At 67.0% G+C, this 13,548-nt stretch carries 9 protein-coding genes; 2 read left to right on the top strand and 7 right to left on the bottom strand.

The annotated features are described in order from the left end of the window. Window positions 1-124 precede the first annotated feature (124 nt). Window positions 125-1,399, top strand: a complete 1,275-nt coding sequence (locus tag B1964_RS21035; protein ID WP_079931159.1) for a hypothetical protein — start codon at window positions 125-127, stop codon at window positions 1,397-1,399. Window positions 1,400-1,432: 33 nt separating this feature from the next. On the opposite strand, the gene B1964_RS21030 is transcribed toward B1964_RS21035, so the two are convergent. Together B1964_RS21030 and B1964_RS21025 are read right to left on the bottom strand one after the other, a co-directional pair. After that, complete coding sequence (locus B1964_RS21030) at window positions 1,433-2,203, bottom strand: MerR family transcriptional regulator (protein ID WP_079931157.1); 771 nt, start codon at window positions 2,201-2,203, stop codon at window positions 1,433-1,435. A 59-nt stretch (window positions 2,204-2,262) separates the two neighbouring features. Beyond that, on the bottom strand, window positions 2,263-2,871 hold the full coding sequence (locus B1964_RS21025; protein WP_079931156.1) for a TetR/AcrR family transcriptional regulator: 609 nt from the start codon (window positions 2,869-2,871) through the stop codon (window positions 2,263-2,265). A 104-nt stretch (window positions 2,872-2,975) separates the two neighbouring features. Between B1964_RS21025 and B1964_RS21020 the strand changes: the two genes are divergently transcribed. Continuing rightward, complete coding sequence (locus tag B1964_RS21020; protein WP_079931158.1) at window positions 2,976-4,544, top strand: MFS transporter; 1,569 nt, start codon at window positions 2,976-2,978, stop codon at window positions 4,542-4,544. Here the strand turns inward: B1964_RS21020 and B1964_RS21015 are convergent. The 5 genes from B1964_RS21015 to B1964_RS20995 all read right to left on the bottom strand — a co-directional run bounded on the left by B1964_RS21015 (window position 4,528) and on the right by B1964_RS20995 (window position 13,333). Continuing rightward, a complete protein-coding gene (locus B1964_RS21015) occupies window positions 4,528-5,667 on the bottom strand; it encodes a ferredoxin reductase (protein ID WP_079931155.1) in 1,140 nt (379 codons plus the stop codon). The genes B1964_RS21020 and B1964_RS21015 overlap by 17 nt on opposite strands. A gap of 14 nt (window positions 5,668-5,681) precedes the next feature. After that, window positions 5,682-6,602: a metal-dependent hydrolase gene (locus B1964_RS21010; protein ID WP_006369997.1), complete on the bottom strand. Its 921-nt coding sequence runs from the start codon at window positions 6,600-6,602 to the stop codon at window positions 5,682-5,684. A gap of 11 nt (window positions 6,603-6,613) precedes the next feature. Then, a complete protein-coding gene (locus B1964_RS21005) occupies window positions 6,614-8,317 on the bottom strand; it encodes an SDR family oxidoreductase (RefSeq protein ID WP_079931154.1) in 1,704 nt (567 codons plus the stop codon). 136 nt (window positions 8,318-8,453) lie between these two features. Then, window positions 8,454-9,707: a pyridoxal phosphate-dependent aminotransferase gene (locus tag B1964_RS21000; RefSeq protein WP_079931153.1), complete on the bottom strand. Its 1,254-nt coding sequence runs from the start codon at window positions 9,705-9,707 to the stop codon at window positions 8,454-8,456. Between the two features lie 248 nt (window positions 9,708-9,955). After that, entirely contained in the window at window positions 9,956-13,333 is a 3,378-nt protein-coding gene (locus B1964_RS20995) for a (Fe-S)-binding protein (protein ID WP_079931152.1), read from the bottom strand. Window positions 13,334-13,548: the final 215 nt, after the last annotated feature.

Here is a 13,548-nt window from a genome sequence, read left to right as displayed (position 1 = left end):
ACATGCTAAGTTGACAATCGATGGGCGCAGGGGGCGTCCGGGCGACCGGGATTCATCCCGGTTCGACCGGGGTAATCGGTCGACGAGTGCAGCGCCCCCGACGACCGCAGGAATGTCACCCACGATGATCGAACAGTCACACACCGCAACCCGCGTGATCGACGCGGCTCTCACCGAGCCGGTCCGCCAGCGGGTCTCCACCCTCGGCGCGCATGTCGCCGCGGTCGTGGACCTCGACGTCACCGGAGCGGTGATCGTGGTCGCCGACACCGTCGATGACCAGGTACTTCTGGCCGCACCCCCGCTGCACGACATCACGCCGCGCGAGCTCGACCGCGCACTCGCCGAGCACCTTGTTGCGGTCGGCCGGGTCAACCGCCCCACCGATGACGAGTGGCGCGACGAACTCCGCAAACTGGCCGGCCGGGCCCGCACCCGGCTCGCGGCGTCGGGCGGCGCGTTCATCATGGGCGAGCGGCAGGTCCGACTGTTTCGCGTGACGCGACGCGACGTCGAGGTGGCCACCGCCGCGTTGGTCGCCGACCTTGCGGCGCACCTCGACGACGTGCTCGCCCAGGCCGGGGCCGCCGAGGCGCCCGTCGTGCTCACCACCACCCACACGCAGTGGCCCGGACTGCCCGCGATGCTCGCCGACGCCCGCCGCAAGCCGGTCATCGTCGTCGACGACGAGGCGAGCCTGCACACGCCGACCCATGGCGTGACGCCGACGCCGTCCGGCGATTTCCCGACTCCCGGCCCGGTCAGTGGTGACGTCGTCAGCGTCGTGGAGCCCGCACCGATCCCCGCAGCACCGATCCCCGCAGCGCCGGCCGCGGAGTCGCTTGCGGCCGAGCAGTCCACGCCCGAGGTCGCCGACGCCGTCACCGAGGAGATCCTCACGGTGACCGACAAGCTTCCGGTCCTACACGGCGGCGATCATCCCCACCGCGACGATCCACGTCTCGAGGACTCCCTCTTCGACGACCACGACGCGCTTGTCGGTTCGGAGCTCCACGCGGCAGATCGCCGATGGTATTCGCGGCCGCGCTGGCTGCTCGGCGGTGCGGTGGCCGGGGTGCTACTCGTCTTCGGGGCCGCGATGGCCGTGTCGTCCGCAGGCTGCTCACCCGCACCGGCACCGCCCGCGGCCGCGGTCTCGACGACCACCGAGCAGGCCGCCGCGACGTCGTCGACGCCGATCTCGCCACCGCAGTTCGCCGACCCGTCCGATTTGGTGCAAGCCCGCCAGCCCGCGGTCGTCTACACGACGCCGCCGCCTCCGCCGCCGGTTCAGACCAACTCGCGCACCCCGAACAACCCTCCGCGCCGGGCTCAGCCGCGACCCGCGCCCCGACTGACCATCCCGATCCCCGGTCGCCCGCCCATCGTCATCCCGTGAGGCACGCGAGCGCCCGATTTTGCGCCCTACAGGTCAGTCGGCGAGCTCGGGGTCCTGACCGGATTCGCGTGCGGCGTCCAGGTAGTCGGCGAGCTGGCGTGCCATGTCCCGGTCGAGTGCGCGGTCGAGTGCGTTGTGCGCCGAAACCTGGCCGGAGCGTCGGAGTTCGGTGAGGAGCCGGGTGGTCTTCTCGGACTCCTCGGCAGTCTGCGGAATCCACCCGTCGGCATGCCCCAGCGTCACCTGACGGCGGCCCGCCGAGATGAGGGTGTTCGCGGCGGCATCCATCGCGCGGTCGAGTTCGGCGTGGACGTCGAGGATGTGACTCAGGGTGAGACCGAGCGCGACGAGACGGCCGTAGCCGGCGACGGTCTCGGGATCGAGGATCACATAGCCCTGTGGGTCGGGATCGTCGGAGTCGGGCCGGATGAGGCCGAACTCGGTGAGCCGCGCGATGTTGTCGGGGTCGGTGGTGTGCAGCATCTCGGCGAGTTCGTCGGCGCTCACCGTCGCCGATTGTGTCGTCGACCACCGCTCGGAGACCACCTCGCGCAACCCGAGGACGTCGGCGAGGTCGTCGCCGCGCTGCACCCCGGTGAGGAACTCGCCGATGTGGCGGATCGTGAAACCACGCTTGAGCAGGTCGTTGATCACCTTCAGGCGCTTGAGGTGGGCATCGGTGTAGATGGCGATGCGTCCGCGTCGGAGCGGTCGCGGTAGCAGGCCACGGTCCTGATACCCGCGCACATTCCGGGTGGTCGTCCCGGCCGCGCGCGCCAGGTCGTCAATCCGGTATTCGGTCACGATTGCACATTCTCTCAGATGGGCATCGACGTTCGGCCAGGTCGGCGAACTGCGAGTGGTCAGGGGCGCAGTCCTCGCGCGATCAGTGCGATCACCGCGGCGTAGTTCTGTGCGGGGTCGATGAACGGTGGGCCCGCTTCCGCCAGTTCGAGACTGACCGCGCCATGCACACACGACCACACCTCCATCGCCAACCCCAGCGGGTCACCCGCCCGGATCACGCCCGCAACCTGGCCGTATCGGATGACGTCGGCGAGTGCGTCGAAGGCCGACCCGGCGGCCTCGGTCGCCGGATCGCAGTCTGCGGAGAACATCAGCGCGTAGAGCATCGGGTAGTCCAGGGCGAACTGCCGGTAGGCCCGCCCGCTGTGGGTCAGTCGCTCGGTGGCGTCGGCCTCGGTGGTGGCAACCACCCGTCCCAACTCGACGAAGGCATCGCTGACCAGGGCATCGAGCAGGCCTTCCTTGCCATCGAAGTGGTTGTAGACACCCATCGGCGCGACCCCCGCGGCCTTCGCGACCGCCCGGACGGTGAGGCCGTTGACCCCATCGGTCTCGAGAATGCGGCGACCGGCGCGGATCAGATTGGCCCGGACCTCGGTGGCAGGGGTGCGGCGCTGGGGTGACGAAGCGCGCGTCGAAGAACCGGGCGTCGAGGGACTGGCCATATTGACAACCTACTAGAACAGTGTTCTTCTTGTGTAGAACAACGTGCTACAACAATGGATCGCCGTTACAGAACTCTTCTGGCCGTTTCCCGAAAGGACGTGTGATGCGGACTCGTTGGTGGGCGCTGGGCGCCCTGTGTTTCGCCGAACTACTCGTGATGATCGACAACACGATCGTCAATGTCGCGCTGCCGACCATGTCGCGCGATCTCGACGCCGGCATCTCCGGACTGCAATGGATCGTCGACGCCTACACCCTCGTGTTCGCTGGTCTCCTCGTCACCGGCGGATATCTCGGTGACCGCTACGGGCATCGCCGGATGCTGCTTTTCGGCATCGCCGGATTCGTCGCCGTCTCGGCGCTCGCGGCCGAGTCGCAGACCCTGGGACAGCTGATCACCGCCCGTGGCGGGCTGGGACTCTTTGCCGCACTGGTCTTCCCGGCCACCCTGGCCCTCATCACCACGATCTTCGCCGAGGGTCGCGAACGTGCTGCGGCCGTGGGGGTCTGGGCGGCGACGTCGGGCGTGGCGGTCGCGATCGGCCCAGTACTCGGTGGGTGGCTGCTCGAGCACTTCAGTTGGTCGTCGGTGTTCTGGGTGAACCTGCCGATGGGAGTGATCGCGGCGGTCGCGATCCTCGCCGTCGTACCCGGAACACGTCCGACGACGGTGTCCCGCTTCGACATCGGCGGTCTGCTGCTCTCGATCGTCGGCCTCGGCCTGCTGGTCTATTCGCTGATCGAGGGGCCGCACTTCGGGTGGGGCGATCCGCGGACCATCGGTGGTCTCGCCGGTGCCGTGGTGGTGATCGGGCTGTTCATCTGGCGCCAACTCGTCATCGCACATCCGATTCTCGACGTCCGGCTCTTCGCCAATCGCCACTTCGCCACCGCCGCAGGCATGGTCAGCGTCGCATTCTTCGCGCTGTTCGGATTCATCTTCCTCATCACCCAGTTCTTCCAGGCAGTCAAGGGATACGGCCCGCTCGACGCCGGTGTGCGCACACTGCCGTTCGCGGTGGTGATGGCCGTCTTCTCGCCGGTCGCGATGGCGCTGTCGCACCGCTTCTCGCCACGTCCGGTGGTGGTGGCCGGAGCGCTGCTGATGGCCGGCGGCTTCGCGCTGGTCGAATTCTCCACGCGTACTTCGGGTTATTGGGAACTGATCATCTGGTCGATGTCGCTGATGGCCATGGGATTGGCGTTCATCTCCGGCCCGTGCACCCAACTGATCATGGATACGCTCAAGCCCGAACAAGCCGGTGCGGGCAGTGCCGTCAACGACACCACGCGCGAGGTCGGCGGCACGCTGGGGGTTGCGGTGCTCGGGTCGGTGCTCACCTCGGTCTACACCTCGGGGGTCGGGGACAAGCTTGCCGCGCTTGGTGTTCCCCATGCGGCGGGCGCCATCGCCGAACAGTCGGTGATGGCCGGTGTCGAGGTCGCCGGGCGGGCGCCGGGTGCCGCGGCCGACGCCATGCGCGCGGCCGTGCAAGACGTCTTCGTCGACGGGCTGCACTCGGCGGTGTGGGTCGCGGTGGCCATCACCGCGGCCGCGGCAGTGGCCGCAGCGGCACTGTTGCGCGGAGCGCCGCGTGGCGTGTCACCCGCCGCGGATTCCGTTGCTGCCGAAAGTGATACCGCCGACGTCTTGGTCAGAGATCGAGCGTGAGGTGATCGCCCTGGGCGCGTGAGACGCAGGTCAGGATCTGACCTGCGGCGCGCTCGGGCTCGGTGAGGATGTTGTCGCGATGGTCGATCGCCCCGGCGAGGGTCCCGAGTTTGCAGGTTCCGCAGAAGCCCTGTCGACACGAGTACGGCACCGACGGGATCTCGCGCTGCACAGCAGAGAGCAGCGATTCGGTTGCACCGACCGTGATCTCGGCACCGGTGGAGGCGATGGTCGCGATGAACTCACGGCCGTTCTCCACCGGCGGTGGGGTGAATCGCTCATAGTGCAGCTCGATGTCGGGGCGGTCGGCGAGATGTCGGCGCAGACTTTCCAGCATCGGCACCGGGCCACAGCAGTACACCGCGAGACCCGATGGGGCACGACCGGTCTCGGGGTCGACGTCACCGAGGAGTGCGTCCATCGTCGGAAGTCCGTCGGCGTCGTCGGTGCGGATGGTCACCTTGTCGCCGAAGCGCGCGACCTCGTCACGGAACGGGATCGACTCGGGCGAGCGGCCGGTGTAGATCATCGACCAGTCCAGACCGAAGCGTTCGGCGGCGGCGAGCATCGGCAGGATCGGTGTGATCCCGATGCCCGCGGCGATGAACCGCAGCTTTGTCGCCGCGGAGCCATGACCCGGAAGCGAGATCGGAAATGCGTTGCGCGGGCCCTTGATCGAGAGGAGATCACCGACCTTCAGCGTGTCGTGCACTTCGATCGATCCGCCACCGCCGTCGGGGATGCGGCGCACGGCGATGCGATAGGTGTACTGATCGGCGGGATCGCCGCACAGCGAATACTCACGCATCCGGCCCGACGGCAACAGCAGATCCAGGTGTGCCCCGGCGTGCCAGCGCTGCAGGAGCCCGCCGTCGGGGTCGGCGAAGGTCAGTGCGACGACGTTCTCGTCCTCGGCGACCACCTCACGGCTGACGACGCGCACCACGGTGATGCCGTTGTCGGCGACGGTGTCGTGCAGCGGCGACAACGGCCGCCACAGTGGCCACCAGATCTTCGAGATGGCCGTGCCGACGGTCAGCAACGGGTCGTGGCGCCAGCGCCCGTAGAGATGCGGTGGCGGAGAGGTCATCGTCGTCGTGTGGGGATGTGCGCGCTGGTTCATCTCGTCGCAGCTCCTCAGCTCGCGTTCCGGGCCGCCGGTGAGGCCGCCAGATAAGCGACGGCCTGTGCGGTGGAACCGATTTCGTTGGGGTGGAACCCCGGACGGAAGTAGCTGAAGGTCGAGAAGACGATCTTCCACAGCTTCGGCAGGACCCCGGCTCGCACCCCGCGGAAGTAGTGGTACTCGCGCTGGAAGAAGTTGTAGTCGATCGTCGGGTCGGACTTCATGATGAACCGGAACCCACGATTGACGAGCAGCAGCAAGACCGGCAGTGCCACCAGCATGGCCCGCCCGCGACGCAGGTAGCTGTCGCCGAAGTACACCGCGACCTCGTGGGCGACCGCCCGATGTTCGACCTCCTCCGCGCCGTGCCAGGTGAACAGATCCGTCATCGCCGGGTCGGCACCGTGCTCGACCCAGGTGTTGTTGAGCGCGAAGTCACCGAGGATGGCGGTGTAGTGCTCGAGCGCTGCGATCAGCCACAAACGTTCGATGAGGTGTTTCTGGCGTGCCGCCGGAGTGGCTTTCTCCAGTGGCCCCAACAACTTCCGGAAGATCCACTCCATCTGCCGACAGAACGGGCGCGGATCGATGCCGTGGTGGTCGAGGAACTCCCACAGCACGTGGTCGTGGGCCTCGGCATGCATGGCCTCCTGGCCGATGAATCCGCGCATCGTCGCGGCGAGTTCGTCGTCGCGCACCAGTGGCAGTGCCTCGTTGTAGGTCTGGACGAACCACCGTTCGCCCTCGGGGAGAAGGAGATTGAGAACGCTGATGAAGTTCGACGCGACCGGGTGTCCGGGAATCCAGTGCAGTGGTGTCTGCGTCCAGTCGAAAGCAACGTTGCGGGCATGCAGTTCGACGGGGCCCGGGTCGGACCCGTCGGCGTCGGCGGGCTCGCGGGAGTCGTTGATGGAATGGGCCTGGGCAGACATGATCGTTCCTTTCACGGTCGCGTCGCGCCGACGACCTGACGTCGGGCGATGACACGAGAGATCCACGGGGTGAAACGGTAGAGGCGATAACCTATCCGGGCTTCGGGTGTCACCGGTACCACGGCCCTGTCGGCGCGGATCGCCGTGACGATCTGTGCGGCGACCTCGTCGGCGTCCGGTGTGTCGCGCACGGTGGGGCAGATGGCGCTGACGCCGATGTGATGCTCGGCCAGCTCTGCGCGTAACGATTCGCTGTAGAGCAACACCCCGGCCTTGGCCGCGGCGAAGATGCCCAGTCCCCGTTGCGGAGTGAAGGCCGCCGCGGACGCGAGATTGACGATGTGGCCGCCGGTTCCGCGGGTCACCATCTGTCGGCCGAACTCCCGGCACCCGGTGAGGACACCGCGAAGATCGATCTCCAACAGGCGATCGATCTGTTCGTCGGTGGCGTCGAGCGACGATCCGGAGAGCCCGATCGCGGCGTTGTTCACGACGATGTCGGGGACCCCGTGCTCACGCTCGACGTCCTTCGCGAAGTCGATGAAGGCGTCGGTGTCGGCGACGTCGAGGTGGTATACCGCTGTGGCCGAGCCGCTTTCCTTGCACAGGCGGGCGGTCACCTCGGCGCCTGTGGTGTCGATGTCGGCGAGGACGACGTCGCATCCGAGTTCGGCGAGGGCCCGTGCCGTTTCGCGGCCGATACCGCTGCCCGCTCCGGTGATGACCGCGAGCCGGCCCGTGAACGTCTGGCCGGGGCCGTAACGTCGTGTTCGCGAAAAGCTCTCGGGGACGAGACGATCACCGTCGAGGGTGGCGAGGAGGTTGCGTACGTTCTCGGCGATGTAGGCGGGGTGCGTCGAGGGCAGCCAATGCCCGGTCGCGGCGTCGCGGCGCCACAGCCGGGTGACGTAGCGGTGGGTGGTCGAGAACGTTGCCGGACGGATCGCGAAGTCGCGGGTGTTGAGCAGTTCGAGAACCGGTACCGCGACCGTACGCGGCGACGGGAACAGCAGGCGCCGAAGGATGTTGGCGCGGTAATACCGGATCCCGGAGTTCATGTCGCGGCGTAGCGTCGGGGCGGTGGTGATCGCATCGCGCGGTGTGCCGTCCATCAGATGCAGGAACTCGCGCCACACCCGCGGGGAGCCGAGAACTCCGAGAAACAGTCGAGGCAGCACCGGTAGATGGAACAGGCCGATGTAGGTGGAGCTGACCATCTGCGAGATGGAGGTGCCCAGATTGCGTGGCGTCGGGTGAGTGATGTTGTGGCGCAACAAGGCTCCGACATGGTCGAGGCTCGGCCCGGAGATCGAGGTGAACGACTCGATCTGCGTTGCGGCGCCGCTGCGCGAGACCGCCTCCCAACTCTGGATGGATCCCCAGTCGTGGGCGACGACGTGAACCTTGCCGCCCGGATTGACCGTGGCCGCCACGGCGAACAGATCGTCGGCGAGATTCTCGATCCGATACGCCGACACCGGCAGTGGGCGATCGCTGTCACCCATGCCGCGGGTGTCGTAGGCGAAGACCCGTGTGTGACGGGCCAGATGGGCGGCGACGCCGTCCCACACCACGTGGGTATCGGGCCAACCGTGCACGAGAAGGATCGTCGGCGCGTCGTCGTCGGTGGCGGTGCCGTCGTCGGCGACCGCCTCGAACAGTGCGAGGTTCACCCCTGCGCTGTTGACGTTCCTGCGCCGCTTCCAACTCACCATCGACTCCTCGATCCCCTGGATAGGAGTACACGTTACCAGCGGTTACAGGAATAGCCAATGGGCAGGCTTCGGATACGAGAACACCGACGTCCGAGGCTCGGACGCCGGTGTGCGGGTACGTGTGACGCCGGATTGGCTACTGGCGGTACGAGGAGAGGAAGTTGCCGATCCGCTCGATCGCCTCGCCGAGCTCACGCGCCCACGGCAGGGTGACGATCCGGAAGTGGTTGTGGTCGTCGAGGTTGAAGCCGGTGCCCTGCACCACGAGGATCTTCTCCTGTAGCAGCAGATCCTGGACGAACAGCTCGTCGTTGTGGATCTCGTGGACCTCGGGGTCGAGATGAGGGAAGGCGTACAGCGCGCCGCTGGGTTTGACGCAGCTGACGCCGGGGATCTGATTGAGCTTCTCCCAGGTGACGTTGCGCTGCTCGAACAGGCGGCCGCCGGGCTCGACGAGGGCGTCGATGCTCTGATACCCGCCGAGTGCCACCTGAATCGCGTGCTGGCCGGGCACGTTGGAACACAAGCGCGTCGAGGCGAGGATGCCGAGACCCTCGATGAAACCCTGCGCGTGCTCCTTCGGGCCGGTGAGGACCACCCAGCCGGCGCGATAACCGCACACGCGGTAGGCCTTGGAAAGTCCATTGAAGGTGAGGCACAACAGGTCCGGGGCCAGTGAGGCGATGTTGGTGTGGACGGCGTCGTCGTAGAGGATCTTGTCGTAGATCTCGTCGGCGAGGATCAGCAGCGAATGCCTGCGCGCGATGTCGGCGAGCTTCTCGAGCACCTCGCGGGAGTAGACCGCGCCCGTCGGGTTGTTCGGATTGATGATCACCAGTGCCTTGGTGCGGTCGGTGATCTTGGCCTCGACATCCTCGATGTCGGGGTTCCAGCCGTTGCTCTCGTCGCACCGATAATGCACCGGCTGACCGCCGGACAGTGCGGTCATCGCGGTCCACAGTGGATAGTCCGGTGCCGGGATGAGGACCTCGTCGCCGTCGTTGAGCAGCGCCTGCATCGTCATCGTGATCAGCTCGGAGACACCGTTGCCGAGGATGACGTCGTCGACGTCGAAGTACGGGAAATCGGGGATGAGCTCGTAGCGCGTTACGACGGCCCGCCGGGCGGACAGCACGCCCGCGGACTCGGAGTACCCCTGGGAGTAGGGCAGGGCGTGGATCATGTCGCGCATGATGACGTCGGGGGCCTCGAAGCCGAACAGCGCCGGGTTGCCGATGTTGAGCTTCATGATCCGGTGGCCCTCGGCCTCCAACCGGGCCGCGTGCGCGTGCACCGGCCCCCTGATCTCGTAGCACACGTTCTGCAGCTTCAGGGACTGCTCGAGCGGCTTGAGGTTCTGGTTCAGGTGGGATACGTAAGGCCTACTCACGGGTTCAATTGTCGCAGCCGCAGGCAAATCGATTTCTCGGGGTTGGTGAGCGCGCCGACAGCGCTCTCCATTTCGCCGACAGCGCCCCCTGTATCGCCGACAGCGCCCAGTAAACCCGTGACGGCGCCCTCCACTTCGCCGACAGCGCTCCCCATGGCGCCGACAGCGCTTCGACGAGCCGAAAGCAACGAGCCCGCCCGGAATCAACCGGGCGGGCTCGTTGTGAGCGGATATTCAGGCGTCGATCGTCACGACCGGTGACCGGGCCGCTTCTTGCCCGCGGCCAATCCGAAGCCCTTGGCCTTCGACGCACCGACCTCGCCGATCGTCCGATCGTCCGATGTTGATCCGTTGGACGCCGATCCGTCGGACGACGCCGCAGGGGTTTCGTCCTCGGCAGGCGCCGTCGGCTCCTCAGCAGGCGCTGTCGCGGTCTCCTCAGGCGCTGTCGACGTTGTTTCGGGCGCTGTCGGCGGTGCTTCGGGCGCCGTCGGCTCCTCAGCGGGCGCTGTCGGCGTTGTTTCGGGCGCTGTCGCGGGTGCGGCGGGTGCAGCCGCCGCGGCGGCCTTCGCGCCGGGGCGTTTCTTGCCTGCGGCCATGCCGAAACCCTTGGCCTTGGCGGTACTCGCTTCGGTCACCGCGCTCACCGAACCTGCCGACTCGGTGTCGGCGGTCGCCGCGGCGTCGGGCGCGGAATCGGCGTCGTCCACCTGGTTTTCCGCGGGTGCGGTCACTCCGGCATCGGCAGCGGCCGCATTCGGTTGCGCCGGGGCCTTCGCAGCGCCCCCCGGCTTCTTCATGGGCTTCTTGCCGCCACTCATCGCAAAGCCCTTGGCGGCGGCCTTCTTCGGAGCACCGCTGGTCTCACCGGATTCGGTGGCGGCGTCGGCGACCGCGGCCGACGACTCTTGCTCGGCCGGTGCGGGCGCAGCGGACTTCGCGGCGGCGCCGGGCTTCTTGCCGCCCTTCATGCCGAATCCCTTGGCGGCGGGCTTCTTTTCGGCAGCTGCGGCCTCGGTTGAGCCGGTCTCGGTCGAGCCGGCGTCGGCAGCAGGCGCCGGGGCGGAGCTCGCGGCGGCGCCCGGCTTCTTGCCGCCCTTCATCCCGAATCCCTTGGCCGCGGGCTTCTTTTCGGCCGCAGCGGCGTCACCCGAGGCGGTCTCACCCGAATCCGCGGGGGCGGCCTTGGCAGCACCGGGCTTCTTGCCGCCCTTCATGCCCAGGCCGACCTTCGGCTTCGGCTTGGCCTCGGTCGTGGCACCAGCAGATGCGGCGGCCGCGGCGGGAGCCTTCTCCTCCTCGGGTTCGGGCTCCGGCTCCGGTGCCGGCTTGGGAATCGGACCGAGGAAACGTCCACCACGCTTGACCTCGGGGGCCCCACGCGTGACCGACTCGAGCAGCAACTGTGCGACGTCGACGACCTCGACCTTGCCCTCGTTCTCGGTGCCCGAGGTTCGAGCGGTCACACCATCGGTGAGCATCACGCGGCAGAACGGGCAACCGGTGGCGACCTTCTGCGGGACGTCGCCGCCGATCTTGTCGCCGAGAGTGTCGAGCGCCTCGTCGACCCGGTCGATGTTGATGCGCTTGCCGATCTGCTCTTCCATCCACATGCGGGCGCCACCGGCGCCGCAGCACATGGACCGTTCGCCGTGGCGCGGCATCTCCCGCAGGTTCGACCCGGAGGCCGCCATCAGCTCGCGCGGGGCGTCGTAAACCTTGTTGTGGCGACCGAGATAGCAGGGGTCGTGATAGGTCACGCCCTCACCCAGCGGCGCGACGGGTACCAGACGCTTCTCCCGAACCAGGCGGTTCAGCAGTTGCGTGTGGTGTACGACCTCGTACTTTGCGCCCAGCTGCGGGTACTCGTTGCCCAGCGCGTTGAAGCAGTGCGCACAGGTGACGACGATCTTCTTGCGCTGCTGTGGAGCGGTCGAGAAGACCTCGTTCATCATCTCGATGTTCTGCTGCGCCAACATCTGGAACAGGAACTCGTTGCCCGCGCGGCGAGCCGAGTCACCGGTACAGGTCTCGCCCTCGCCGAGGACCAGGAAGTTCACTGCGGCGATGTCGAGCAGCTCGGCGACGGCCTTGGTGGTCTTCTTCGCGCGGTCCTCGTAGGCGCCGGCACAACCCACCCAGAACAGGTACTCGAAGCCCTCGAACGATTCGACGTCCTGGCCGAACACCGGGATCTCGATGTCCATCTCGTCGATCCAGTTGGTGCGCGCCGAGGAGTTCTGGCCCCACGGGTTGCCCTTGTTCTCCAGGTTCTTGAACATGCCCGCGAGCTCGGTCGGGAAGTCCGACTCGATGAGCACCTGGTAGCGGCGCATGTCGATGATGTGGTCGACGTGCTCGATGTCGACCGGGCACTGCTCCACACACGCTCCGCATGTGGTGCAGCTCCACAGGGTTTCGGTGTCGATGACCGCACCGAGTTCACCGTCGATCGCCCCGGTGCCGGCCGACTCGCCGACCAGCTTGCGGGCGGCCTCGGCGCGTGCGGCCTCGGGGATCTTGGCGAGCTTGGCCTCGTCGGGATTGCCGTCGGCGTCGACGAGACCCACCTCGTCGCCACCCATGTCGGTGCGTCCACCGGCGATGAGATAGGGCGCCTTGGCCTGCGCGTGGTCGCGCAGCGACATGATGAGCAGCTTGGGGCTCAACGGTTTTCCGGTGTTCCATGCCGGGCACTGGCTCTGGCAACGGCCGCACTCGGTACACGTGGTGAAGTCCAGCCACGCCTTCCAGGAGAAGTCCTCGGCCTTGCCGGCGCCGAAGGCGTCGACGTCGGGGTCGGCGGTCTCCATGTCGAGGACCTTGCCCGCCGACATCATCGGCTTGGCCGCGCCGAGTGCGACGCCGCCGTCGGCCTCGCGTTTGAGATAGATGTTGAAGAACGCGGCAAAGCGGTGCCAGGCCACGCCCCAGTCGATGTTGGAGCCCACCACGGCCAGCCAGATCATGCCGCTCATCAGCTTGATGACCGCGGCACCGGTGACCCAGTACTCCGACGACCCTTCGAAGAGCTGCGCGAAGTAGTGGGTGAAGAAGGAGGTCCAGATGGGCGGATCCTCGAGGCCGGCCGAGATCTTGAAGGTCTTGACGAAGACCATGCCCAGACCTTCGAGCAGCACCACCCACTCGACGAAGTACGCGGCACCGAAGCGGGAGCCGGAGAAGCGGGACAGGCGCTCGGGCACCCGCGGGTGATTGAGCTGGCGGATGATCATCAACACGGTGATGCCGATGACCGTGCCGAGTCCGAGGACCTCGTCGGCGAAGATGTAGATGTTCCAGGCGCCGATGACCGGCCAGTGGAAATGCGGGTCGAAGATCTGCCCGTAGGCCTCGAACCAGAAGATCGCGCCGATGAGGAAGCCGAACATCACCAGCCAGTGCGCCCAGCCGACCGTTCGGAACTTCACCATCCGGGTGTGGCCGACGAACTCCTTGAGCATCGTCCACAGTCGCGGGAGGATCGGGAAGTAGCGTGAACTGTCGACGCGCTGACCCTGTGCGATGGCGCGGACCATTGTCCACACGCCGCGCAGGAACAACGCCCAGCAGAACAGGCTGATGACCGCGGCAATCGTGCCGATGGTGATCGTCGTGGCATTCACGGCGTCACGGCCCCTCTCTGGTTGTCTAGAGACCTTCCGGCGCGGGCTGACGTGCGCGGGGTCCGACGTCTACTACGGGTAACCGTAATTGCTGAGGACGTGCAAGCGCTGCCAAGGCTGACCTAAGTAACGTTCGGTCGGTCTCCGGAGTTGTCCAGAAAAGAATACCCGCCAGTAACTTACTGTCTAGTCAGTACCGGCGGGGGGGGGGTTTT

The organism is Gordonia sp. i37, from assembly GCF_002043085.1.
GTDB classification, from domain to species: domain Bacteria; phylum Actinomycetota; class Actinomycetes; order Mycobacteriales; family Mycobacteriaceae; genus Gordonia; species Gordonia polyisoprenivorans.
Note: the sequence above shows the minus strand (reverse complement) of the source record. Positions and strands in the feature narration are given on the sequence as shown.